Source organism: Vibrio celticus, from assembly GCF_024347335.1.
In the GTDB taxonomy this organism is placed as follows: Bacteria; Pseudomonadota; Gammaproteobacteria; order Enterobacterales; family Vibrionaceae; genus Vibrio; species Vibrio celticus.
On sequence record NZ_AP025463.1, the window covers coordinates 2,765,984 to 2,792,111 of the forward strand.

At 44.6% G+C, this 26,128-nt stretch carries 23 protein-coding genes; 18 read left to right on the forward strand and 5 right to left on the reverse strand.

Features of this window, described 5'->3' with window-relative positions:
- Window positions 1-48: 48 nt before the first annotated feature.
- Entirely contained in the window at window positions 49-1,224 is a 1,176-nt protein-coding gene (locus OCV19_RS12465; RefSeq protein WP_065676394.1) for a 2-octaprenyl-3-methyl-6-methoxy-1,4-benzoquinol hydroxylase, read from the reverse strand.
- A 308-nt stretch (window positions 1,225-1,532) separates the two neighbouring features.
- On the opposite strand from OCV19_RS12465, the gene miaB reads away from it, so the two are divergent.
- From miaB to lnt, 5 genes are all read left to right on the forward strand, one after another.
- Window positions 1,533-2,957: a tRNA (N6-isopentenyl adenosine(37)-C2)-methylthiotransferase MiaB gene (gene miaB, locus OCV19_RS12470; protein ID WP_012603385.1), complete on the forward strand. Its 1,425-nt coding sequence runs from the start codon at window positions 1,533-1,535 to the stop codon at window positions 2,955-2,957.
- A 163-nt stretch (window positions 2,958-3,120) separates the two neighbouring features.
- Complete coding sequence (locus OCV19_RS12475; RefSeq protein WP_017096205.1) at window positions 3,121-4,242, forward strand: PhoH family protein; 1,122 nt, start codon at window positions 3,121-3,123, stop codon at window positions 4,240-4,242.
- The gene (ybeY, locus tag OCV19_RS12480) at window positions 4,243-4,704 is read left to right on the forward strand and encodes an rRNA maturation RNase YbeY (protein ID WP_012603383.1); all 462 of its coding nucleotides are present in this window, start codon (window positions 4,243-4,245) and stop codon (window positions 4,702-4,704) included.
- 120 nt (window positions 4,705-4,824) lie between these two features.
- Window positions 4,825-5,715, forward strand: coding sequence for a CNNM family magnesium/cobalt transport protein CorC (corC, locus tag OCV19_RS12485; RefSeq protein WP_065676393.1), 891 nt, complete (start codon window positions 4,825-4,827; stop codon window positions 5,713-5,715).
- Window positions 5,716-5,747: 32 nt separating this feature from the next.
- On the forward strand, window positions 5,748-7,265 hold the full coding sequence (gene lnt / locus OCV19_RS12490; protein ID WP_065676392.1) for an apolipoprotein N-acyltransferase: 1,518 nt from the start codon (window positions 5,748-5,750) through the stop codon (window positions 7,263-7,265).
- An 88-nt stretch (window positions 7,266-7,353) separates the two neighbouring features.
- Here the strand turns inward: lnt and OCV19_RS12495 are convergent, their stop codons facing one another.
- The gene (locus tag OCV19_RS12495) at window positions 7,354-7,824 is read right to left on the reverse strand and encodes a zinc ribbon-containing protein (protein ID WP_017062329.1); all 471 of its coding nucleotides are present in this window, start codon (window positions 7,822-7,824) and stop codon (window positions 7,354-7,356) included.
- Window positions 7,825-8,087: 263 nt separating this feature from the next.
- On the opposite strand from OCV19_RS12495, the gene leuS reads away from it, so the two are divergent.
- The 12 genes from leuS to lipA all read left to right on the forward strand — a co-directional run bounded on the left by leuS (window position 8,088) and on the right by lipA (window position 20,842).
- Window positions 8,088-10,664 (forward strand): leucine--tRNA ligase, encoded by a 2,577-nt coding sequence (gene leuS, locus OCV19_RS12500; RefSeq protein WP_065676391.1) that lies wholly within the window; start codon window positions 8,088-8,090, stop codon window positions 10,662-10,664.
- A gap of 179 nt (window positions 10,665-10,843) precedes the next feature.
- Window positions 10,844-11,497, forward strand: a complete 654-nt coding sequence (locus tag OCV19_RS12505; RefSeq protein ID WP_065676390.1) for an LPS-assembly lipoprotein LptE — start codon at window positions 10,844-10,846, stop codon at window positions 11,495-11,497.
- A gap of 12 nt (window positions 11,498-11,509) precedes the next feature.
- A complete protein-coding gene (gene holA, locus OCV19_RS12510) occupies window positions 11,510-12,535 on the forward strand; it encodes a DNA polymerase III subunit delta (protein ID WP_065676389.1) in 1,026 nt (341 codons plus the stop codon).
- 64 nt (window positions 12,536-12,599) lie between these two features.
- Window positions 12,600-12,917, forward strand: a complete 318-nt coding sequence (rsfS, locus tag OCV19_RS12515; RefSeq protein WP_004735247.1) for a ribosome silencing factor — start codon at window positions 12,600-12,602, stop codon at window positions 12,915-12,917.
- Between the two features lie 3 nt (window positions 12,918-12,920).
- Window positions 12,921-13,391, forward strand: coding sequence for a 23S rRNA (pseudouridine(1915)-N(3))-methyltransferase RlmH (rlmH, locus tag OCV19_RS12520; RefSeq protein WP_004735246.1), 471 nt, complete (start codon window positions 12,921-12,923; stop codon window positions 13,389-13,391).
- 6 nt (window positions 13,392-13,397) lie between these two features.
- A complete protein-coding gene (gene mrdA, locus OCV19_RS12525; protein WP_048607956.1) occupies window positions 13,398-15,290 on the forward strand; it encodes a penicillin-binding protein 2 in 1,893 nt (630 codons plus the stop codon).
- Window positions 15,290-16,411, forward strand: coding sequence for a rod shape-determining protein RodA (gene rodA / locus OCV19_RS12530; protein ID WP_017062334.1), 1,122 nt, complete (start codon window positions 15,290-15,292; stop codon window positions 16,409-16,411). Before mrdA ends, rodA begins: the two co-directional genes overlap by 1 nt.
- Before the next feature lie 3 nt (window positions 16,412-16,414).
- Complete coding sequence (locus OCV19_RS12535; RefSeq protein WP_019820805.1) at window positions 16,415-17,254, forward strand: septal ring lytic transglycosylase RlpA family protein; 840 nt, start codon at window positions 16,415-16,417, stop codon at window positions 17,252-17,254.
- A 93-nt stretch (window positions 17,255-17,347) separates the two neighbouring features.
- Complete coding sequence (locus tag OCV19_RS12540; protein WP_017062336.1) at window positions 17,348-18,529, forward strand: serine hydrolase; 1,182 nt, start codon at window positions 17,348-17,350, stop codon at window positions 18,527-18,529.
- Window positions 18,530-18,738: 209 nt separating this feature from the next.
- A complete protein-coding gene (ybeD, locus tag OCV19_RS12545) occupies window positions 18,739-19,017 on the forward strand; it encodes a DUF493 family protein YbeD (protein ID WP_026084358.1) in 279 nt (92 codons plus the stop codon).
- A 195-nt stretch (window positions 19,018-19,212) separates the two neighbouring features.
- Complete coding sequence (gene lipB, locus OCV19_RS12550) at window positions 19,213-19,872, forward strand: lipoyl(octanoyl) transferase LipB (protein WP_065676388.1); 660 nt, start codon at window positions 19,213-19,215, stop codon at window positions 19,870-19,872.
- A 4-nt stretch (window positions 19,873-19,876) separates the two neighbouring features.
- Complete coding sequence (gene lipA / locus OCV19_RS12555) at window positions 19,877-20,842, forward strand: lipoyl synthase (protein WP_065676387.1); 966 nt, start codon at window positions 19,877-19,879, stop codon at window positions 20,840-20,842.
- A gap of 159 nt (window positions 20,843-21,001) precedes the next feature.
- On the opposite strand, the gene OCV19_RS12560 is transcribed toward lipA, so the two are convergent.
- The 3 genes from OCV19_RS12560 to OCV19_RS12570 all read right to left on the reverse strand — a co-directional run bounded on the left by OCV19_RS12560 (window position 21,002) and on the right by OCV19_RS12570 (window position 23,978).
- Complete coding sequence (locus OCV19_RS12560) at window positions 21,002-22,363, reverse strand: sodium-dependent transporter (RefSeq protein ID WP_065676386.1); 1,362 nt, start codon at window positions 22,361-22,363, stop codon at window positions 21,002-21,004.
- 294 nt (window positions 22,364-22,657) lie between these two features.
- Complete coding sequence (locus OCV19_RS12565; protein WP_065676385.1) at window positions 22,658-23,416, reverse strand: YggN family protein; 759 nt, start codon at window positions 23,414-23,416, stop codon at window positions 22,658-22,660.
- 88 nt (window positions 23,417-23,504) lie between these two features.
- Complete coding sequence (locus tag OCV19_RS12570; RefSeq protein WP_065676384.1) at window positions 23,505-23,978, reverse strand: GreA/GreB family elongation factor; 474 nt, start codon at window positions 23,976-23,978, stop codon at window positions 23,505-23,507.
- Between the two features lie 145 nt (window positions 23,979-24,123).
- Between OCV19_RS12570 and OCV19_RS12575 the strand changes: the two genes are divergently transcribed.
- The gene (locus OCV19_RS12575; protein ID WP_065676383.1) at window positions 24,124-26,058 is read left to right on the forward strand and encodes a RecQ family ATP-dependent DNA helicase; all 1,935 of its coding nucleotides are present in this window, start codon (window positions 24,124-24,126) and stop codon (window positions 26,056-26,058) included.
- Window positions 26,059-26,128 lie beyond the last annotated feature (70 nt).

Consider the following 26,128-nt stretch of genomic DNA (forward strand, 5'->3'; position numbering starts at 1 on the left):
AGAGCATCTGCTCTCCTTTTCTATATAAGCAACCGGAACTAGTGAGAATTAAAGACCCAAGGCGTATTTCAAGACTTGAGTTTTAATCGGCCCAGAGTTCTCTGCGAGTTTTAGTGCGGCATTACGTACAAACTTAAGCGGGCCAATGTCGTTGCTGAATGTCTTGTAGAAGAAATCCATACCACTCTGCATCATTAGGTTGTCGCCTCTTCTCATCACTTCATAGTGTCTTGCTACAGACTGATTTAATTCACCCTTTTCTTTGGTGACATTCAACAGTACTGATACATCTTTGAAGCCTAAGTTAACACCCTGTCCAGCCAAAGGGTTAATCGTATGCGCAGAGTCCCCGACTAAAATACAGTTGTTCTTCGAGTATGATTGAGCATGACGTCGTGTCAGAGGAAAAGAACCCGAATTCAAGACTTTGATATCACCTAACTCTTTAGGAAAGTGAGTAAGCACTTCGTTACGTAGTTTTTCAGGGGTCATTGCTGACAGTTGCTTAATACGCAGCGGAGAATCATACCAAACTAACGAGCCCTGCCCGACTTGTTGATCGTCAGAGGTTAGAGAACACAGAGGCAGAAACGAACGAGGACCACTTGGTAGAAACTGTTGCCAGGTAATGTCTTGCTGAGGGAGCTCAGTTTCCACATTGATCAGCATACAGTGCTGTCGATAATCCCAAGCCGTGATGCCAATTCCAGCTTGTTGACGGACGGTTGAATTAGCGCCATCAGCACCAACTACCCACTTCGCAGATAACTCAGCCCCTGATTGAAGCTTTACGATATTGGTTTCACCAAACTCAATCTTATCGAGCTTTTCTGGGCATAACAGTTCGAGATTGTCGTAGGCATCAAATTGAGACCATAAACCTAATTGAATGAGTCTGTTCTCAACGATATAGCCCAAACGAGGAAGGTCTAGTGATACAGCATCAAATCGAGTACGACACTCTGGGTGCTCCCACGTCTCTAAACGCTTATAAGAACACACTCGCATTGCTGCAATACTTTGCCATGCGCCAAGATCTTCAAGCAAATCGACCGATGCTTGAGAAATCGCTGACACACGAATGTCCATCGCTTGCGACTCATCAAAAGCTTGTGGGGCAAAACCTTCGATCACCGCAACACTCAGACCTTGCTTTGCAAAACCGATTGCTGTTGCTGCGCCAACCATGCCACCACCGACTACTACAATATCGTAACTGTTCATATTTTGTACTTATCAGTTTGATTCTTTGACTGTTTTTGATTGTACTTTTTCATAACTAACTTGTAACCAAAAACCTTATTCGAAAAAAGGGTTATCCCTTATGGCATATGGCGTTAACGATAATAAAAACCACTACATAAGAGATTTGTTCAGACTACTAGTCAGTCGGTTTTGAAACCAGTACAATACGCCGCTTGCCGCTAGAGCCTGTCATAAAATTGAATACCGAATTATGACAAACGGGGCTAGCGGATGAATAATGGGCGATTTGCTCCCTTAAATTAAACTAACGATCGAGCGAACATATAATGAGTAAGAAACTGCTAATTAAAACTTGGGGCTGTCAGATGAATGAATATGATTCATCAAAAATGGCCGACCTGCTTAACGCTGCAAATGGCTATGAGCTAACTGAAGTACCTGAGGAAGCAGACGTACTACTATTGAATACTTGTTCTATCCGCGAAAAAGCGCAAGAAAAAGTATTCCACCAGCTTGGTCGTTGGAAAACGCTTAAAGATAAAAAAGAAGGTGTGGTGATCGGTGTGGGTGGCTGCGTAGCGACTCAAGAAGGTGATCACATTCGTCAACGTGCACCATACGTAGACGTTATCTTTGGCCCACAAACATTGCACCGTTTGCCAGAGATGATTAAGTCATCACTGTCTAACGAAAAGCCAGTAATGGACATCTCTTTCCCAGAGATCGAAAAGTTCGATAACCTGCCCGAGCCAAAAGCTGAAGGCGCGACGGCGTTCGTTTCTATCATGGAAGGTTGTTCTAAATACTGTACTTACTGCGTTGTACCATACACACGTGGTGAAGAAGTTAGCCGTCCAATGGATGATGTACTTTTCGAAGTTGCTCAACTTGCAGAGCAAGGCGTACGTGAAGTTAACCTGCTAGGTCAAAACGTAAACGCATACCGCGGTCCAACTCACGAAGGTGATATCTGTTCATTCGCAGAACTGCTTCGTCTTGTTGCTTCTATCGACGGTATCGACCGTATTCGTTTCACAACAAGCCACCCGCTTGAGTTTGGTGACGACATCATTGAAGTTTACAAAGATACACCAGAACTAGTGAGCTTCCTTCACCTACCAGTACAAAGTGGTAGTGACCGTATTCTTACGATGATGAAGCGTCCGCATACGGCTATCGAGTACAAATCTATTATCCGTAAACTGCGTAAAGCTCGTCCTGACATTCAAATCAGCTCTGACTTTATTGTTGGTTTCCCTGGTGAGTCTAAGCAAGACTTCCAAGATACAATGAAGCTAATTAAAGAAGTTGATTTCGATATGAGCTTCAGCTTTGTTTTCTCTCCACGTCCAGGTACGCCAGCGGCAGATTACCCATGTGATGTACCAGCACAAGAGAAGAAAGATCGTCTGTACGAACTGCAGCAAACGGTAAACACACAAGCTATGCGTTTCTCTCGTCTAATGTTAGGCACAGAGCAACGTATCCTTGTTGAAGGTCCATCAAGAAAGAACCTAATGGAACTTCGCGGCCGTACAGAAAACAGCCGTGTTGTGAACTTCGAAGGTTCTGCAGACCTAATCGGCCAGTTCGTAGATGTGAAGATCACTGAGGTTTACACCAACTCACTACGTGGTGAGCTAGTTCGCACAGAAAAAGACATGGGTCTACGCGTTGTTATGACTCCAGCAGAAATGATGGAAAAAACTAAACGTGAAGACGAGCTAGGTGTAGCAACATTTACGCCATAGGCAATACAACTGTTTGAGCACAAAGCGCAAACACAAAGCTTGAAATTACCTAACTAAGTGACCATCTTAGAAATAGGGATATCACCATCAGAAGCCCGGTCTAAATCGGGCTTTTTGCTCTTTGTTTTATTTAAGAGTGAGTGGCACAAAATGAGAGGCTAATTTGAGCAATAAAATCGTTACCTTAGAGATAAATCTAGAGCCAGCAGACAACAAGCGCTTGGCAAGTTTATGCGGACCATTTGACGACAACATCAAGCATCTTGAGCGTCGTCTGGGCGTTGAGATTAATTACCGTAGCAACTTTTTCACCATTGTCGGTAAGCCTCACACTACAGCCGCAGCTTTAGACATCATCAAACACCTCTATGTTGAAACGGCTCCAGTTAAAGGCAACATAATCGATATCGAACCAGAGCAAATACATCTGGCGATCACCGAATCTGGCATTTTGGATCAACACGTCGAGTCTGAAATTGACTACGGCAAAGAAGTGACCATTAAAACTAAAAAAGGCGTTATCAAACCTCGAACGCCAAACCAAGCACAGTACCTAATGAACATGGTGACTCATGACATCACCTTTGGTATTGGGCCAGCAGGTACAGGTAAAACCTACTTAGCCGTTGCGGCAGCAGTTGATGCACTTGAACGCCAAGAGGTTCGCCGAATCCTACTGACTCGTCCTGCTGTTGAAGCCGGTGAGAAGCTTGGTTTCCTACCGGGTGATTTAAGCCAGAAAGTAGACCCATATTTGCGTCCACTTTACGATGCGCTGTTTGAGATGCTTGGCTTTGAGCGAGTTGAGAAGCTGATTGAACGTAACGTAATTGAAGTTGCGCCACTGGCTTACATGCGTGGTCGTACATTGAATGATGCGTTTATCATTCTTGATGAAAGCCAAAACACCACGGTAGAACAGATGAAGATGTTCTTAACTCGTATCGGTTTTAACTCACGCGCTGTGATCACTGGTGATATTACGCAAATCGATTTACCTCGTGGTGCAAAATCAGGCTTACGCCATGCGACTGAAGTGCTCAATGAAGTCGACGACATTAGCTTCAACTTCTTTATGTCTGAAGACGTCGTTCGTCACCCTGTGGTAGCCCGTATCGTCAACGCGTACGAGAAGTGGGAAGCAAAAGACCAGAAAGAGCGCAAAGAGTTTGAAAAGCGTAAACGTGAAGAGCGCGAAGCCAAACTTCTTGAGGCTCAGCAGGCAGTTACGACACAATTAGCAACACAAAATAGTTCTGTAATTGCAGAACAAGGTGATAAATAGATGTCTATTGAACTAGACCTACAATTAGCGGTCGAAAATGAGCAAGGTCTTCCAACTGAGCAAGATATTCAGCTTTGGTTGGACAAGACCATTCCTCAGTTTCAAGAGAATGCTGAGTTGACGGTTCGTATCGTTGATACGCAAGAAAGCCACCAGCTCAATCATGAATATCGTGGCAAAGACAAGCCAACTAACGTGTTGTCTTTTCCATTCGAGGCTCCTCCAGGGATCGAGTTAGATCTACTGGGCGACCTCATTATCTGCCGCCAAGTTGTCGAAAAAGAAGCAGAAGAACAAAGTAAGCCTCTGCTAGCACACTGGGCTCATATGGTTGTACATGGCAGTCTGCATCTGCTAGGTTATGATCATATCGAAGATGATGAAGCTGAAGAGATGGAGTCACTCGAGACAGAAATCATGCAATCTATGGGGTTTGAAGACCCTTACATTCTAGAAAAGTAAATTGATTCTAGTAAAGTAGGTTGCAGAGAAACAATAACTCATCGAACCTGTGATTTTCGCAGGAATCTGAGTTGTAACGTGTGCTATCACACTTCTGATAGCGTTATTTTTTGAGAAATCATGAACGAAGGTAACCCCCCCACTTCTGAGGGAAGTAAAAAATCTGAAGGTCCGAGTAGAAAGTCCTTCTTTGAACGCCTAGGCCAACTATTTCAAGGTGAAGTAAAAGATCGCCAAGAGCTCGTAGATGTAATCCGCGACTCAGAAATTAATGACCTAATTGACCACGACACACGGGACATGCTCGAGGGTGTTATGGAAATTTCAGAGATGCGAGTACGCGATATCATGCTGCCTCGCTCTCAAATGGTTACAGTTGAACGCACCGATGATCTAGATACATTGATTGCGCTCATTACTGATGCTCAACACTCTCGCTACCCAGTGATCAGTGAAGATAAAGACCATGTTGAAGGCATTCTATTAGCGAAGGACCTACTTAAGTATTTGGGTTCAGAAAGTGCCCCATTTGATATCGAACAAGTGATTCGCCCTGTCGTGGTTGTTCCTGAAAGTAAGCGAGTTGATCGCCTGCTTAAGGAGTTCCAAGAAGAGCGTTACCACATGTCTATCGTTGTCGATGAGTTTGGCGGAGTTTCTGGCCTGGTAACCATTGAAGATATCCTCGAAGAAATCGTTGGTGAAATTGAAGACGAGTTCGACGATGAAGAAGAGCTAGATATTCGTAAGCTGAGTAAGCATACCTTCTCTGTAAAAGCTTTAACCACTATTGAAGAGTTCAACGATACGTTTAACACTGCCTTTAGTGACGATGAAGTGGATACGGTAGGCGGCATGGTTATGACAGCACTCGGTCACCTGCCGGTTCGTGGCGAAATTGTAGAAATCGAAAACTACCATTTCAAAATAACATCAGCAGATAACCGTCGTGTGATTCAGCTACAGGTAACCATTCCTGACGAACAGCCTATTCCGACTATCGAAGAATAACAACTTCTCTCTAAAGAGATGACAGAAATTAGATGACTAAGACATTTATTCATCGCCTATTACGGCCGCTTGCGGCCGTTTTTGTTGGCGCTATAACCACACTTTCATTCGCTCCATACTCTATATGGCCTCTTGCTATTCTCAGCCCAGCTTTGTTGCTGTTACTGATCCACAACCGCTCTCCTAAAAGTGCGCTTTGGATTGGCTACGCATGGGGTTTAGGTCAATTCACCACAGGTATCAGCTGGGTATACGTCAGCATTGATGGTTTTGGCGGCATGCCACTGGCAGCCAACCTATTTTTGATGGCATTGCTTGTTGGCTACCTAGCCGTTTATTCAGGGCTATTTACCTGGGGTTTGAATAAATTCTTCCCTGCCAATAACCTAAGCCGCTTTTTCCTTGCAGCTCCTGCATTCTGGCTAGTCTGTGATTGGCTGCGTGGCTGGGTAATGACGGGCTTCCCTTGGCTTTGGTTAGGCTACAGCCAAATCGATTCGCCATTGGGTTCATTTGCACCGATTAGCGGCGTAGAGCTAGTAACTTTAGCGATCATTGTTTCAGCCTCTGCATTCACTTATGCGATTGTTAACCGGGCTTGGAGCATCGCTATCATTCCCGCTGTCGTATTTAGCGCAGGCTTTGGTATTCGCAACATCGACTGGGTCACGCCGAACCCTGAAAAAACCACGTCAGTCGTCTTGATACAAGGCAACGTCGATCAAGACAGTAAATGGCTACCGAGTCATCGCTGGCCAACCATGATGAAGTACACCGACCTAAGCAGAGAAAACTGGGGAGCGGATATCATCATCTGGCCTGAAGCTGCTATTCCCGCATTCGAAGTTGAGATCCCATCTTTCCTACGTAACTTGGATAGCGCAGCGAAGATGAACAACAGTTCGATCATTACCGGTGTGCTGAATCAGTCTGAAGATAAGAAATACTACAACAGTGTTCTTTCTCTCGGTGTGAATCCATACGGTGAGTACAGCTACGATCCAGACGAACGCTACCATAAACACCACCTGTTACCATTTGGTGAGTTTGTGCCGTTTGAAGATATCTTGCGTCCATTAGCACCTTTCTTTAACTTGCCAATGTCATCATTTAGCCGTGGCGACTTTGTTCAACCAAACATAGTGGCAAATGGTCGTCACTTAGCGCCGGCACTGTGTTATGAGATCATCTTTAATGATCAAGTTAGACAGAACGTAACCGACGAGACTGACTTTATTTTAACGCTCTCTAACGATGCGTGGTTTGGTCGTTCGATTGGCCCTCTGCAACATATGGAAATTGCACAGATGCGTGCTCTGGAGCTTGGTAAGCCGGTTATTCGCTCGACCAACAATGGTGTGACCGCAGTTACCGATTACAAAGGCAACATCATCAAACAAGTGCCTCAGTTTGAAACGGCCGTATTAAAAGCTGAACTCATTTCAACGGATGGTCAAACGCCTTATCACACAGTAGGTACTTGGCCACTGTATATCTGGGCGATGCTCAGCTTGGTGATTGGTTGGGTAATTAGAAAGCCAAAAAGCTAGATTCGACGAAAAGTGATTTGAGGGTTGACTGATTGGGTCAACCCTTTTTCGTTGCTACGGTTTACGTTGATACGTTATGGTTCAGAGCTTACGGTTTAAGGGCTTTACGACTAAACCCTTTAGAACCACATTTAATACATGGAATGATATTGGTTGGGTGGTTATATTCGGTTTGATGACCACACTCGTCACATACTAGAGTTCCTAGGCCAATGACTTCACCCGCTTGATACAAGCCTTGGTGTTCTAAGTCTTGGAACAGTTCAACCCACTCCACCTTAGTACGATCAGTAATATCCAACAGCCCTTGCCAAATAGAGTCTGCAATCATCAAATAGAATGGACCGCTTTTACTCTCTTCATAGCTTTCGGAAAACTCTTTTAAGTCCGACTTCACGTAGGCAGAGATTAATGAAAGCTCATCTTTAGTCATATCATTGGCTGCTTTCGCAAACTTGCCCGACGTTTCGATTTTGTTGTTGAGCTCTTCAGGGCTATGCTTCAGCGTTTCAATCACCTCTTCGACGACTTCTTCATAGAGCGCTTTTTTCTTCGGCATAACAACCTCCTTAAGATAACCAACCTATTAGTGAGCAAACGGATGCGCTGCAATGCACTCCCGCTTACAAACAAATGCAATTCATACTCTTAAGTATAGTTGCCCTGCGAAATTCAGTAAAAATTACACAATCTACTAGGCAGCAACTGCAAGTATGAAGGGTATAACTATTGTTGTACTCAGCTCCTTTAGGTATTCTATGACGATCTGTAAGATTCTGTTCTAACCGAACTCACAAATTCCAAGATAACCGGATACCATCGATGCAAGAACAATATAACCCGCAAGAGATTGAACAAAAGGTTCAACAACACTGGGATAACAGCGAGACTTTCGTTGTAAGTGAAGATCCAAACAAAGAAAAATTCTACTGTCTTTCTATGTTCCCTTACCCAAGTGGCCGACTGCACATGGGTCACGTGCGTAACTACACCATCGGTGATGTGGTATCTCGTTTCCAACGTCTACAAGGCAAAAACGTAATGCAGCCCATTGGTTGGGATGCATTCGGCCTACCAGCAGAAAACGCCGCTGTTAAAAACAATACAGCGCCTGCACCATGGACTTACGAAAACATTGAGTACATGAAGAACCAGCTTAAACTTCTAGGCTTTGGTTACGACTGGAACCGTGAATTCGCAACATGTACTCCAGAGTACTACCGTTGGGAACAAGAGTTCTTCACTAAGCTTTACGAAAAAGGCCTGGTTTACAAGAAGACGTCTTCAGTGAACTGGTGTCCAAACGACCAAACAGTACTGGCAAATGAGCAAGTAGAAGACGGTTGTTGCTGGCGTTGTGACACTCCAGTAGAGCAAAAGAAAATTCCACAGTGGTTTATTAAAATCACTGAGTACGCTCAAGAGCTACTCGACGACCTAGACAACCTTGAAGGTTGGCCTGAAATGGTTAAGACCATGCAGCGCAACTGGATCGGCCGCTCTGAAGGTGTTGAGCTATCTTTCGCTGTTAACGGCGAAGAAGCACCACTAGAAGTGTACACAACACGTCCAGATACTCTAATGGGTGTTTCTTACGTTGGTATCGCTGCAGGTCACCCTCTTGCAGAGAAAGCATCGAAGAACAACCCAGAGCTTGCTGCATTCGTTGAAGAGTGTCGTAACACTAAAGTTGCTGAAGCTGAACTCGCAACGATGGAAAAGAAAGGTATGGATACTGGCCTAACGGCTATCCACCCTCTTAACGGTCGTGTTGTTCCTGTATACGTAGCAAACTTCGTACTTATGGATTACGGCACAGGTGCGGTAATGGCGGTTCCTGCTCACGATCAACGTGACTACGAGTTCGCAACTAAGTACGGCATCGATATCATCCCAGTAATCAAACCTGAAGATGGTTCTGAACTAGACGTGTCTGAAGCGGCTTACACTGAAAAAGGTGTACTGTTTGACTCCGGTGAATTCGATGGTCTTGCGTTCCAAGAAGCATTCGATGCAATTGCTGCGAAGCTTGAAGCTGAAGGCAAAGGTAAGAAGACAGTAAACTTCCGTCTACGTGACTGGGGTGTATCTCGTCAACGTTACTGGGGCGCTCCAATCCCAATGGTAACCACTGAAGATGGTGAAGTTCACCCAGTACCAGCAGACCAACTGCCAGTCATTCTTCCTGAAGATGTAGTAATGGATGGCGTAACTAGCCCAATCAAAGCAGACAAGTCTTGGGCTGAAACAACATTCAACGGCGAACCAGCTCTACGTGAGACTGACACGTTCGATACGTTTATGGAGTCTTCTTGGTACTACGCACGTTACTGTTCACCGCAAGCAGACGACATTCTAGATCCAGAGAAAGCAAACTACTGGTTGCCAGTTGACCAATACGTTGGTGGTATCGAGCACGCTTGTATGCACCTGCTTTACTCTCGTTTCTTCCACAAACTGCTACGTGATGCTGGTTACGTGACGTCTGATGAACCGTTCAAGCAACTACTATGTCAAGGCATGGTTCTAGCTGACGCGTTCTATCACGAAAACGAAAAAGGCACCAAAGAGTGGATTGCACCGACTGACGTAACGGTTGAACGTGACGGTAAAGGTCGCATCGAAAAAGCAGTCGACGATCAAGGCCGTGAAGTTGAACACTCAGGCATGATCAAAATGTCTAAGTCTAAGAACAACGGTATCGATCCACAAGAGATGGTAGACAAGTACGGCGCTGATACAGTACGTCTATTCATGATGTTTGCATCACCTGCAGACATGACGCTTGAGTGGCAAGAGTCTGGCGTTGAAGGTGCTAACCGCTTCCTTAAACGTGTTTGGAAACTGGTTCACACTCACTCTTCTAAGGGTGCTGCTGAATCTGTTGATGCTTCTGTGCTATCTGGCGACCAAAAAGCACTTCGTCGTGATATCCACAAGACTATCGCGAAAGTAACGGACGATATTGGCCGCCGCCAAACGTTCAACACGGCAATCGCTGCAATCATGGAACTGATGAACAAGCTAGCGAAAGCACCTCAAGAATCTGTACAAGATCGTGCAATCCTTGATGAAGCACTAAAAGCGGTAGTACGTATGCTTTACCCAATGACTCCGCACATCTCTTACGAAATGTGGATTGCACTTGGTGAATCAAACGTAGACTCAGCAACATGGCCAACTTTCGATGAGAAAGCGCTAGTTGAAGACGAGAAAACTATCGTTGTCATGATCAACGGTAAGCTACGTGCGAAACTAACCGTTGCTGCTGATGCAACAGAAGAGCAAGTTCGTGAGCTTGGTCTAAACGATGAGAATGCTAAGAAGTTCCTAGATGGCTTAACTATCCGTAAAGTTATCTTCGTACCAGGTAAGCTTCTAAACATCGTTGCTAACTAATTTCGTTAGCACAATGCAATTGCTAAAGAATTAACGAACTTAATTCATCAAAAGCAGTCTGTAGACAGGGTAGCGAATTGCCCTGTCTACTTATTTAAGCGCTTTAGACTTGAGCCTAACCACTCAAACGAACTAAAGCCTTTAAATAAGTATTCTACCTTCATGAGAGCCATCAAATAATGCGCCTGATTTCACTATCTTCATTGAAAGTTACTGTTGTTGTTTTAACCGTCAGCCTCTTAAGTGCCTGTGGTTTCCACCTGCGTGGTGATTACTCCGTACCAGAAGAACTTAACAAGATCTCCGTAACCAGCTACGACCAATACAGTACGTTTACACGTATGATGAAAGGTCAACTGCGTATGAATGATGTAGAAATTGTGCCACCGGCTGAGAATACACCTAACCTGCACATTATTAGTGAGAGTGTTGGTGAGCGAACTCTATCTCTATACCAAAATACTCGTGCAGCAGAAAAAGAGCTGACATTCCGCTCTTCTTATCGTGTAACTATCCCTGAAATTGGCTCCAAGACATTCTCTACTAGCGTAACCCGTAGCTATTTAGATAACCCGTTAACAGCACTTGCGAAATCGGTTGAACGCGACATGATCGAAGATGAAATGCGTAAGCTGGCAACAAGCCAAATTCTTCGCCAAATGGCTCGCCTTAAAGCGACTATTGCCGCTGGTAACATGAACCTAGAAGAACTAGAGCACGTTCAAGTAAAAGAACTTGAAAAGCAATACAACATCAAGAATGTTCAAATTGACGACGTTGAGACCGTACCAGCTTCAGAAGAACAACCAACACTTAGTAATTCGGCTGAGTAATAGGTTTATTTGATGCGTATTTTTGCTGACCGCTTATCAGAGCAACTGGCTAAACAGTTGAGTAGTGTTTACCTAATTTTTGGTAACGAACCTCTACTGCTGCAAGAGAGCCGAGAAGCGATTCAAAAGGCTGCAAAACAGCAAGGCTTTGAAGAACGTCATCGCTTTGCGATTGATAGCAGTCTCGACTGGAATCAAGTCTACGACTGCACTCAAGCACTGAGCCTATTCTCTAGCCGTCAGGTCATCGAGCTTGAGCTGCCAGAGTCAGGCGTCAATGCCGCAATAGCGAAAGAGCTACTCGCAATCTCCGAGCATATCCACAGTGATATCTTGTTGATTTTAGTAGGTACTAAGCTCACTAAAGCTCAAGAAAGCGCTAAGTGGTTTAAGGCACTTTCGAATCAGGGTCACTGGGTCAGCTGCCTAACGCCAGATGTCAGCCGATTACCTCAGTTTGTCCAAGCACGCTGCCGTCAAATCGGTTTAACACCAGATCCTGAAGCGATTCAAATGCTGGCGCAATGGCATGAGGGTAATCTATTTGCTCTCACCCAAAGCCTAGAAAAACTGGCTCTCCAATACCCAGATGGAAAGCTCACATTAGTACGCTTAGAAGAATCGCTGAGTCGTCACAACCATTTTACTCCATTCCATTGGAGTGATGCGTTATTGGCAGGCAAAGGAAACCGTGCACAACGAATCCTACGTCAACTAGAAGCCGAAGGTATCGAACCCGTCATTTTATTGCGTAGCATACAACGTGAGCTTGCTCTGCTGTTACAGATGCAGCAACAAATGAAACAAATGCCGATTGGTCAGGTCTTCGAGAAACACCGTATCTGGCAATCTAAAAAGCCTCTTTATAACGCCGCGCTAACAAGATTTTCGATTTCTCAATTACACTCTTTGTTCGCGTTACTCACTCAAGCTGAATTGATGACAAAAACTCAATATGAGCAGTCGCCTTGGCCACTAATTCATCAGTTAAGCGTAGAGTTTTGTATCCCTTCAGCTTCAATACCATTTCACGCATAAAAGCGTGGTATATTCTAGGGTCGACAGCCCCTAAAAAGCTAAATTCAGATTAAAGGAACACCCCGTGTTACGTGAAGAACTAAAAGATTTTCTTGCAGACAAAGCCGACGACATGAAAGCAGAATCGATTGTGACCATCGATGTAGAAGGCAAATCAAGCGTTACTGATTACATGATTGTTTGTACTGGTACCTCTAAGCGCCATGTTGCTTCTATTGCACAGCATGTTGCTGATGAAGTACGTAAAGCAGGTATGCAGCCATTAGGCATGGACGGCCAGCAAGAAGGTGAATGGGTTGTTCTAGATATGGGCACAAGCATGCTTCACGTTATGCAAGAAGAACACCGTGAACTGTACCAACTAGAAAAACTTTGGGGCTAAGCTTTGAAGATCCAATTAATCGCAGTTGGCACAAAAATGCCGAAGTGGGTTGAAGAAGGCTTTAAAGAATATAAACGCCGCTTCCCTCATGATATGCCATTAGAGCTCATTGAAATCACTGCGGGAAAGCGCGGTAAAAATGCGGATATTGCACGCATTCTTCAAAAAGAAGGCGAAGCAATGTTGGCAGCGGTTCCAAAAGGCAACCGCATTGTCACGCTTGATATCCCAGGTAAAAAGTGGGACACCCCACAACTGGCAGAGCAATTGGAAAGTTGGAAGTTGGATGGACGCGACGTTTCTATCCTTATCGGCGGGCCTGAAGGATTAGCACCTGCATGTAAAGCGGCTGCAGACCAAAGTTGGTCTCTGTCTGCGCTTACTCTCCCTCACCCATTAGTACGCGTTATCATGGCTGAAAGCTTGTATCGAGCTTGGAGCATCACTGCTAACCACCCTTATCATCGAGAATAAGCGTTAATGTTACGTAAACGTAGCCAAATCCGTGATTACAAAGCAGAAGCACGACTATTTACTAATCGTGCTTTTGTTGCGTTTGCGGGGATCATAGTCATGATATCGATGTTGGTTGTTAACCTGTACAACATTCAGGTCAATCAATATCAAGACTATAAAACTCGCTCTAACGATAACCGCATCAAGGTCGTTCCAATCGCCCCTAACCGTGGTTTGATTTACGATCGCAACGGTGTACTTCTTGCCGAAAATCGCCCGGTTTTCAACCTAGAAATCACGCCAGAAAAAATCAAAGATATGGATGACACGCTCGTCCGTCTACAAGAATTAATCGAAATTCCGCCTGAGCGTATTGAACGATTTGATCGTGATCGTCGCAATTCACGACGCTTCAAGTCAGTACCTATCCTGAATCAGCTTACCGAAGAACAAGTTGCGATCTTTTCTGTAAATCAACATAAGTTCCCAGGTGTTGAAGTTACAGGTACGCTAAAACGTTTCTACCCTTATGGTGATGTGTTAACTCACGTGATTGGCTACGTATCGCGCATCAATGACCGTGATATGCAGCGCTTGGTTCGCGAAGAGAAAGACGCCAATTACCAAGCCACTCGCGACATCGGTAAACTTGGTATTGAGCGCTACTACGAAGACATGCTTCACGGTACCGCTGGCTATCAAGAAGTCGAAGTTAACAGCCGTGGACGAGTGATCCGTACCCTTAAGTTTGTACCGTCGGTTCCGGGCAAAGATATCGTGCTCAACTTAGATATCAAGCTACAACTATACGTACATAAGTTGCTTGATGGCCGCCGCGGTTCAGCTATCGTTCTCGACCCGAAAGACAATGGCGTGTTAGCGATGGTATCTAGCCCAAGCTACGACCCAAATGCATTCGTACATGGTATTTCGTCTAAAGGTTATAACGCCCTGCTTCAAGACAAAGACCGCCCTTTGGTTAACCGTGCAACGCTAGGTATTTATCCACCAGCATCGACGATCAAGCCATTCATTGCGGTTGCGGCTCTGCAAGAAGGTGTGATTACACCTAATACAACGCGTAATGACCCAGGTTATTGGAAGATCCCTAATTCAAAAACGAGACCATTTCGTGACTGGTTGCGTTGGGGACACGGCGTCGTTGATATAGAGAAAGCGATTGAAGAGTCAGTGGATACTTTCTTTTACCAAATTGCTTATGATCTCGGCATTGATCGCATATCCAAATGGATGATGATGTTCGGCTTTGGTGACTATACTGGCATCGATATTTATGAAGAAAGCAAAGCCAATATGCCAACTCGTGATTGGAAGATGGCAAGACACCGTGTGCCTTGGTACCAAGGTGACACCATTCCAGTTGGCATTGGCCAAGGCTACTGGACTGCAACACCCATGCAGATTGCAAAAGCCACATCAGTTTTGGTCAATGAAGGGGAAGTAACAGCACCTCACCTACTTCGTTCAACCATTGATAACGGTCGTCCATTCGATGAACAAATCATGTCGGACATTGAAACTTACCCACCGCTAACCGGGGTTAAGAAGAAGTATTGGGATATCGCTCAAGAAGGTATGAGACTGGCTAACCACGGTAAGAAAGGCACCGCAAGACGTTCATTCCAGAAGATGTCTTACCAAACCGCGGGGAAATCGGGTACCGCGCAGGTATTCGGCTTAAAAGAAGATGAAGAGTACAACGCGGATGAAATCGCAGAGCACTTACGCGATCACGCTCTCTTTACGGGTTACGCGCCTTTTGAAGATCCTGAAGCCGTCGTGACTATCGTTCTAGAAAACGCAGGTGGTGGCTCTTCTAACGGCGGACCAGTAGTAAGAAGGATTTTAGACCATATTATCCTTGCAGAAGATTATCAAAGTGAGCCAATTAAATAATGAAACTTGATCCTTCAACGGGACGAAATAGAGCCCTATTCGAAAGGCTGCATATCGACCTGCCGCTATTGCTTGGCATTCTGGTTTTAATGGGCTTTGCCCTACTGATCATGTACAGCGCAAGCGGACAAAGCCTTGCGATGATGGATCGCCAGGCGATGCGCATGGCTCTGTCTTTAGGTGTGATGATCTTCCTAGCGCAGATCTCACCTCGTACTTATGAAACCTTGGCACCACTGCTATTTGTAGGTGGCGTCATCTTGCTATTGGGCGTGTTGTTCTTTGGTGAAGCCTCTAAAGGTGCACAGCGTTGGTTAAACTTCGGCTTTGTTCGATTCCAACCCTCCGAGCTGTTAAAGCTGGCGGTGCCTTTGATGCTGGCACGATTTATCGGTAAGCGCTCACTTCCGCCCACCTTCCAAACATTAGCGATCTCGCTAGTGATGGTGTTTGTACCGACAATTCTAATCGCAAAGCAACCCGACTTAGGTACATCTATCCTTATCGCCGCATCCGGTATCTTCGTGATATTCCTGGCAGGTATCAGTTGGAAAATCATTGCTAGCGCGGCAATCGCGTTGGGGGCATTTATTCCAATCTTATGGTTCTTCCTGATGCGTGAATATCAAAAAGTACGTGTAAGAACCCTTTTTGATCCTGAATCAGATCCATTAGGTGCGGGTTACCACATCATTCAAAGTAAGATTGCGATAGGTTCGGGTGGTATATCAGGAAAAGGTTGGCTGCAAGGCACTCAATCTCAACTAGAGTTCATCCCTGAGCGTCATACCGACTTCATTTTTGCGGTCATCGCCGAAGAGTGGGGCATGATTGGTATCTTGTTCTTGCTTGCTATCTACCTGTTTATTATTGGACGTGGCTTGGTGCTTGCGAGCCAAGCTCAAACCGCATTCGGTCGAATGATGGGCGGCAGTATTGTCCTGAGCTTCTTCGTTTATATTTTTGTAAACATTGGCATGGTAAGTGGCATTCTACCTGTGGTTGGTGTTCCTCTTCCTCTAGTCAGTTATGGCGGTACTTCAATGGTTACCCTTATGGCTGGTTTTGGTATTTTAATGTCGATCCATACACACAGAAAAGCATTCTCAAAGGCGACCTAATCGATGTCTATTACAACGTTTCCAAAAAAAGCATCCTTGGTTGAAGAGCTGCCAATCAAAAAAATAGTCTCTATCTTGGGGCTAGCGATTTTAATCAATGGTTGTTCTTCAAAACAGCCAACAGGCCGCTACGATATTGATTCAGATATAGCACCAGATGCACCTATCTCAGTAGAGCATCTCGAGGATGCTCACCCTCAATATGAACCTTATAGTTTAGGTGGTAACACGGATTACACTTTGCGTGGCGAAGACTACAAGATCGTAAAGAAGACCGAAGGGTTTACTGAGAAAGGCAAAGCCTCTTGGTACGGTAAGAAATTTCATGGCCACTTAACGTCGAACGGCGAGATCTACGACATGTATTCGATGTCTGCGGCGCACAAAACATTGCCAATTCCAAGCTATGTAAAAGTGACGAATACTGACAACAACAAAACGACAATTGTTCGTATCAATGACCGCGGTCCATTCCATGAAGGCCGAATCATTGACCTTAGTTATGCGGCAGCTTACAAGCTCGATGTGTTGAGAACCGGCACAGCAAATGTTGAGATTGAAGTCATTACTGTGGCTATGCCAACCGACGCAAATAAAAAGGCTGCTTTACCGCAATTTATTATTCAAGTCGCGACATCTCCGCATGAAGATAGAACAGAGAAGTTAGCGAAAGATCTAGCCGAAAAGCTAGAAGTAGCAACGTTCTTGCAGCCAAATGATGACAACTACCGTCTGATGATTGGGCCATTTCATGACTATGCTCTGACTCAAGAGAAATTAGAACAAGTTAAGCTAATGGGTTACCCGTCAGCTTATATAAAAAAACACACCCTAACTCGCTAATTAATCTAACAGTTACTTCTGGTAATCAGCGCTCTGGTGTGACAGAGTGATTCTGTTAATATATGAATAGTTCACCAAATAATTGCATTCAAAATGATTAAATCTAATAAACTTGTTAAATCGATTTTTGCTACTTCTGTTGCTCTTTCTGCAACGATAGCTACATCGTCATTCGCCGCTCCTATTGTTGTTCCTGATGCACCTCAAATCGCCGCTAAAGGTTTTGTTCTGATGGATTACCATTCAGGCAAAGTACTAGCAGAGAAAGAGATGAATACTCAACTTTCTCCAGCAAGTTTAACCAAGATGATGACGAGCTACGTGATCGGCCAAGAGCTTGATCGTGGCAACATCAACCTAAACGACGATGTTGTAATCAGTGAAAATGCTTGGGCTAAAAACTTCCCAGATTCATCTAAGATGTTCGTTGAAGTTGGCACTACGGTTAAAGTTGAAGAACTGAACCGCGGTATCATCATTCAATCAGGTAACGACGCATGTGTTGCTATGGCTGAACACATCGCTGGCTCTGAAGATGCATTCGTTGACCTAATGAACGCTTGGGCAAGCTCTATCGGCATGAAAGACACGCACTTTGCTAACGTGCACGGTCTAGACAACCCGAACCTATACTCAACGCCTTACGATATGGCACTACTTGGTCAGGCGCTGATTCGCGACGTACCAGACGAGTACCGTATCTACTCACAGAAGAAATTTACATACAACGGCATCACCCAATACAACCGTAACGGTCTGTTATGGGATAAGAGCATGAACGTTGATGGCATCAAAACGGGTCACACAAGCAATGCAGGTTACAGCCTAGTAAGCTCAGCGACAGAAGGCAAAATGCGCCTAGTTGCCGTAGTAATGGGCACCAAGAATGCGAATGCTCGTAAAACAGAAAGCAAAAAGCTGCTTAGCTACGGCTTCCGCTTCTTTGAAACAGTGGCACCACACACAGCCGGTGAAACCTTCGTAGAAGAGAAGATCTGGATGGGTAGCAAGGACACAGTTGCACTAGGTGTCGACGAAGATACGTTCGTAACGCTACCTCGTGGTCAAGCTAAGAACCTGAAGGCAAGCTTCGTTCTTGAGAAAGAACTAGAAGCGCCAATCAGCAAAGGCGATGTGGTTGGTAAACTATTCTACCAAGTAGACGGTGAAGACGTTGCTGAATACCCACTACTAGCACTTGAAGATGTAGACCAAGGCAGCCTATTTAGCCGTCTATGGGACTACCTAGTTCTTCTATTCAAGGGTTTGTTCTAGGTAAAACCTAAGCTTGTTGTATAGCTAACCTAATGAGTAAATTCATGATTTACTTATTAGCGAACCAAAAGCCGCCATGTGCGGCTTTTGTTGATCTTGAGTTCGGTGATATTTACACGTAATATTCTGCCTTATTACTCGTGTCTGTTGACCGAACACGCTTTTATCGACATTTCGCCAATTTGCGAGAGTCTAGCCTTTTGGAGCTAATCATGAACATCAATTCTGATGCAAAACTAAAAGACCTCTTAGAGTTCCCTTGTTCATTCACTTACAAAGTAATGGGCCACGCTAAGCCAGAACTGACTGAGCTAGTACTAGAAGTGATCCAGCGTCATGCTCCTGGTGACTACAGCCCAACGTTAAAACCGAGTGCGAAAGGTAACTACCACTCTGTTTCTATCAATATTACTGCGACTTCAATTGAACAAGTAGAAACTCTTTATAAAGAACTGGGCGAGATCGAAATCGTTCGTATGGTTCTGTAATCTCCGATTACACATGAAAAACAGCGGCTTATTGCCGCTGTTTTTGTTTAAAGCACCCTATCTAGCTCAAATTCATTCAACTTAATTTTCAATAAATACAAAGAAAGTTGAAAAACCTTGCAGTCCGTCTGTAGTTAGAATCATGTTTCGCGTTTATAATGCGTTCACTTTATTAATCCTTGAGGGAGTGCAGCTTTGCAAAATAAGCTAATCGTAAAAAAATTAGGCCGTCAGGATTACGAACCTGTATGGAAAGCCATGCATAAGTTCACAGACGAACGCACGGAAGAAGACGTAGACCAAATTTGGTTGGTTGAACACAACCCTGTCTTCACTCAAGGACAAGCAGGTAAAGCCGAGCATGTATTAAATGCCGGTGATATCCCTGTAATACAAAGCGATCGTGGTGGCCAAGTGACTTACCACGGCCCAGGCCAATTAGTGGCTTACTTTCTGATTAACATCCGCCGCAAGAAATTCGGAGTGCGTGATTTGGTGACTCATATCGAGAACCTCGTAATCAATACTCTGAAAGCTTACAATATAGATTCAACTGCCCGACCTGACGCTCCTGGTGTTTATGTCGATGGCAAGAAAATCTGTTCACTCGGATTACGTATTCGACGTGGCTGCTCGTTCCACGGGCTAGCACTCAACGTCGATATGGACCTGTCTCCATTCCTACGTATTAACCCATGTGGTTACCAAGGTATGGAAATGGCGCAGGTAAGCCAACTCGGCGGACCAAGTGAACTAGAAAACGTTGAGCAACAGTTAATACAAGAGCTCGTAGAGCTACTCGGCTATGACCAAGTAGACATTCAAGCCACCAGTAACATTACAGCAGAAGCATAAAATCATGAGCAAACCAATCCAAATGGAAAAAGGCGTTAAATATCGTGACGCTGACAAAATGGCATTAATTCCCGTAAAGAATATGCCTGCTGAACAGAAAGAAGTTCTACGTAAGCCTGAATGGATGAAGATTAAACTTCCTTCAGACAGTCATCGTATTCAAGAAATCAAATCAGCAATGCGTAAAAACAACCTGCACTCAGTTTGTGAAGAAGCGTCTTGCCCTAACCTAGCCGAGTGTTTCAACCACGGTACGGCAACGTTTATGATTCTTGGCGCTATCTGTACTCGTCGCTGCCCGTTCTGTGATGTTGCCCATGGTCGTCCTGTTGCTCCTGAAGCTGAAGAGCCGAAGAAACTGGCTAAGACGATTAAAGACATGAAACTGAAGTACGTTGTAATCACTTCAGTTGACCGTGATGACTTGCGTGACGGCGGTGCTCAGCACTTTGCTGACTGTAACCGTGAGATTCGCGAACTAAACCCAAATATTCGTATCGAAACACTGGTTCCAGACTTCCGCGGTCGTATGGACGTTGCACTTGATCTAATGAAAGACAACCCGCCAGATGTTTTCAACCACAACCTAGAGACAGCGCCACGTCTATACCGTAAAGCTCGCCCAGGCGCGAACTACAAGTGGTCTCTTGATCTGTTGAGAAAATTCAAAGAGCAACACCCAGACATCCCAACGAAATCAGGTGTGATGATGGGTCTTGGTGAAACGAAAGAAGAGATCGTTCAAGTATTGAAAGATCTTCGCGAACATGGCGTAACGATGCTGACACTAGGTCAATACCTAGCACCAAGCCGTCACCACTTACCAGTAGAACGCTACGTGCCGCCTTCAGAGTTTGATGAGCTGAAAGAGATTGCTCTTGAACTAGGCTTCACTCATGCAGCTTGTGGCCCGTTTGTACGTTCTTCTTACCATGCAGATCTACAAGCTCAAGGTATGGAAATTAAGTAACCACATTGCTTAAGCCAAAATTGAAAAGGCGCTGAACTTTATGTTCAGCGCCTTTTTTCTATCGAGTAAAACAAGCTTATTCGATACAAAAACAACAAGGCCACTCATTAAGAGTGACCTTGAACTACAAATCTAATCATCTAGATGCTAAATGGTCTACTAACCAAATGAAGCCCAGATAACTGTTGCCACCAAGATTGGGCACACGAACTTCACATACATTGGCCACACTTTACCAAACCAACCAAGCTGAAAGTCAGGACAACCTTGCTCAAGTTCTTTCACTTTTGAAGCTCGGCTCCATACCCAACCACCAAACACACAGAACATCAGTGCAGCGACTGGTTGAAGGTACTGAGTCGCAATCATCGCAACCATGCCAAACATCGCAGAAAAGTTGTAAACAATCACTACACTAAACAGCGCGATAGCACCACCAATCACCCAGCTTGTTGGCGTTCGTCTAGTATTGAAACGCTCACTCACTAGCGCCACTGGGCCTTCGAGCATCGAAATCGACGAAGTCAGCGCCGCAATCGTTAGTAGTAAGAAGAACACAATCGCAAAGATCTGACCAAGCACACCTAAACTATCAAACATCAACGGCAAAACCGTGAATACGAGCGTGTCAGAGCTTAATAGTGAACCGTCTTCCGCATAGATTTGTACGCCTTTTTGCATCGCAACAAACATGGCTGGCATCACCACTAGGCCAGCAATAAAAGCGACAGCAGTATCCACCAGAGTCACGTTCATCGCCATTTTGGGCAGGTTCTCTTTCTTGCTTAAGTAAGAGCCATAAACCAACATCGAGCAACCACCAATGGTGAGTGAGAAGAAGCCCTGTCCCATTGCCGCCAGAATCAGTTTTCTATCCCACACTTTCTCAAAGTCCGGAACTAGGTAATGTTTTAGGCCTTCCATCGCGCCAGATTGCGTCATGATGTAAACAAACAATAAGCCAAATAAAACAAACAGCGCAGGCATCAAACGAGTCGACCACTTCTCAATGCCTTGCTTAACACCACCCTGCACAATCAAGATAGTCAGTACATAGAACGCGACGGTACCAAATACGTTGCGCTCAACACTGAAACCTTTAAACCAATCAGCAATCGCTTCTAGGCCGATAAGATCAGCGACGGCACCAATTAGGAAGCAGATTAACCAGCCACCAACAATACTGTAAAACGCCAACACAGCGCTTGGTACACTCAGTCCAATCCAACCGATAAACTCACCGACTTTCTTACCCAAAGGGTTTGTCGTCAAAGATCGCATGCTATCAACTGGGTTTGCTTGGCCGTGACGGCCTATAGCCATCTCAACCACCAGCATAGGAAAAGCAACCACGAAGATCATGATCAAATAGACTAAAAGGAAAGCACCGCCACCGTTGCTGGCAACTTGAGTCGGGAAACCCCAAATATTACCCAAGCCAACCGCTGCACCAGCCGCTGCTAAAATAAAGCCTAAACGAGAGCTAAAGTGCTCTCTTGAAGAGGAAGATTGTTGGTCCATATCGCCCGCATTAAAAATCAGTGAACTAGTTGAGAAGTACAGTAATAAAAAGCAATGATAGGCACAACTAATAAATGAACAATTCTCTGATTTTTACAATCAATGCGCTATTTGGAACCACAAAATTAACAAACAACCAGTCTTATCGTTCAATTACAATCAACAAAGCGAAGTAGTAGGCTTAAGAAGGAAATGGATTGAATTGAATTGAGATAAATACTCGCCGTGTGGTTCCATTTATACAAACAAAAAGAGCACCAACCGGTGCTCTTGCTATTAATCACTAGACTCGAATTAAATTGTGAATACTTGGTAATCTTTTAAGTTCGGAATGATTTCATGCAGTTCTTGCTCTTGTTCTGCCATCTCATCAAGTGAATCACAGAACTCATTCGCTTCTTCTTGTACTTGTTGAGAGTGTTCTTTCATTCGCTCTTCAACTTTCAGCTTTAATTCAGCCATGCTGTCAGCCAATTCAGTCAGGTTTAGGCCACCGTCTTGTTTCATTTTTTCTGACATCGCATTAAAAGCGCTAGAGATAAATTCTTGGTTAAAGATTTCTTTCGCCTTCTCGAAATCTTCAGACCAGCCATTGGCCATCGAATCAAAGCTTTCTGCAGGCAACACTAATTCGCCATCTTTGTAGTAACGCGCTTCCAGTTCTGCAAAGTAGGTTTTCATTGATTCTTTTACATTATCAAATGACTCAGGTGAATCTAGGCTAGCCGCGATATCATCAATCACGTCATTAGCTAGCGCTAAGCTATCGTTCGCCATTTGTTTCGCTCGAGGTAAATACTCACTCATGTTTTCGCGGTATTTCTCAATCGCCGCTTGTTGGTCGGCATCAAGCTCAACCTTCTCACCATGGATATAGAGCTCGTTGTTATCATCAAAAACGGCCGTATCACCATTCACTTGATGGATTTCGACTTTTTGGTCATCGATTCGTAGCTCATTTTTCAAATCAACTCGACACTGAGCAGCAAACGTTGGCAGGCTCACAACTGCGATAACCGCTGTTAGTGATGCAATTAATACATTGTTTTTCATAACATCCTCTCATCAATCTGACAGATTACTATACCCTTGGATTATGCTTCTTTGTCAAAGAAACGTTTTATATCTATTAGTCAGTTAGTTAGTCGATAGAGATAACTTCGTAGCAAAACTGTTTATCTGCGACCTTAAACTCAATCTCATCACCGACTTCTTTACCCATTAGAGCCTGACCAAAAGGTGCATTTGCCGTCACAATAGCCACTTCCTTGTCATTCCACGTGACAGAAAGTCCCCCGACTCTCGGCCCCATAAAAAAGTGTTTATATTTATCATGCTCGTCAATGACCACAACGTAGCTGCTCACCGTAATTCGCTCACTGTCGCGCAGCACTAAGTTACGATAACACTGAATGTCGTCTTCACACTCTTGCACTCTTACGGCTTGGCCATGAGCAAGATACGAAGCTTCTAATGCCAATGTATCGTACTTATGTTCAGGCACAGTCTCTTCATCGGTCGCAGCATCAATCGCACGCTGAGTCGCAGATTGTGCGATACGTAATCGGGATTCGAGTTGCTCTATGATTATTTGGCGAAGCTCAGACTTATTCATACTATTGGGGTGCTTTTCTATAGGAGCTACAGAATAGAATTAGGTACAATCAGGTGCAAGACATTTGATTCATCAAGCGACGCTATCATGAATAGGCGCCCGCTTTAGCATCAATACGACACTTAATAACTCAGGTAGAACATAAATGATTGAGCAGAAGCTAAAACAAGTATTCGGATTCGACTCACTGCGTAATGGGCAAAAGCAAGTCATTGATAACGTTCTATCTGGTCACTCGACTGCCGCGATATTCCCAACGGGCTCGGGTAAATCGCTGTGCTACCAGTTACCCGCGTTAGAACTTCCTCATTTAACCTTGGTTATTTCTCCACTGTTAGCCTTAATGAAAGACCAATTAAGCTTCTTACACAGTAAAGGGATCAGCGCCGCTGCGATAGAATCTAGCCAAGACAGACAAACCACTCAACAGGTGATGCAGTCTGTACGTAACGGAGACACCAAGATCCTCATGATCTCCGTTGAGCGCTTGAAGAACGAACGCTTTCGCCAGTTTATCTCCCAAGTGCCGATCTCACTGCTTGTGGTCGATGAAGCGCACTGTATTTCAGAATGGGGGCACAACTTCAGACCCGATTACCTGAAGCTTCCTCAATACCAAAAGCAGCTCAATATTCCTCAGGTTCTGCTACTGACAGCCACTGCGACCACATCGGTTATCCAAGATATGAAGTCAAAGTTTGAAATTGATGAGGAGCGCGTTGTGGTGACGGGCTTCTATCGTCAAAACCTCGATCTGTCGATTCAACCTTGTGAACAAACCAGCAAGTTAGAAACCTTGTGCAATGTGGTTAACCAAGCCTCTCTCGCTCCTACTATTGTTTATGTCACTCTTCAGCAAACAGCAGAGATGGTAGCTCAGCAACTTCGTAACGCTGGCGTTAATGCCGTGGCTTACCATGCGGGTCTTAAGCCTGAAAACCGAGATGCAATTCAACATCAATTCATGAGTGATGAAGTGAGTTGTATCGTGGCAACCATTGCATTTGGTATGGGCGTAGATAAGTCCAACATTCGCCGAGTGATTCACTTTGACTTACCAAAATCGATAGAGAACTACTCACAAGAGATCGGCAGAGCTGGTCGAGATGGGCAAGCGTCTGAATGTATTCTACTCGCGAACAAACACGGCTTGAGCACACTAGAGAACTTTGTATTTGGCGATACTCCAGACAACATATCGATCCAGGCAGTATTAAAAGAGATCTACGAAAATCAAAACATTGGCGCTTCTGGTTGGAACCAATGGGAGATCATGCTTAACCAACTATCACGTGAATCCAACATTCGTCAGTTACCGCTAAAAACACTGCTGGTGTATCTGGAAATTGAAGGCGTGATCGAGCCTAAGTACAGCTACTTCGCAGACTACAAATTTAAGTTCATTCGTCCAAAACAACAAATCACCGAACAGTTCCAAAGTGAACGTCGTCAATTTGTCGAAGCTATTTTCCAATGCTCTCCTCAAGCAAGAGTGTGGTGCCAAGTCGACTTCGATGCACTTTGGACTCACTTCCAAGCCGATCGTCAGCGTGTGATTGCGGCTATCGACTACTTCAATGAACAAGGTTGGATTGAACTAGAAAGCAAGCAGATCACCGATGTCTACGCGATCCACAATACTTCTGAAGATATGATGCAACTGTCAGAGCGTCTAACTGAGTTGTTTAAAGCAAAAGAAAACAGCGAGATAAACCGTCTTAACCAGATGCTGAACTTCTTTGAGGCGGATACTTGCCTAAGTTCACGCCTTGCGAGTTACTTTGCCGATGATAAAGCGCCAACAAACTGCGGTCATTGCTCTGTATGTCGAGGAGAAGTGGCAATCTTACCAACCGTTGATGTTGAACCTGTCGATGATGAGACGGTGATGACATGGATACATGAGTTCATTTCTGCTAGTCAACAATTGATTACCGACGAGGCAATTACTCGCTTCTTATGTGGAATCGCCACCCCGCTTTCAACAAAACTGAAAGCCAGTAAAATGGTTGGCTACGGTAAGCTAGAGCAACAACCATTCAGTGATACCTTAGCGCGAGTTAAACAGCTTCCTAGGTAACCCAACTTCCTTGTTTAGAAAAAACCGACTAGGTTATCAAACCTAGTCGGTATTCAAACACCAACACTTC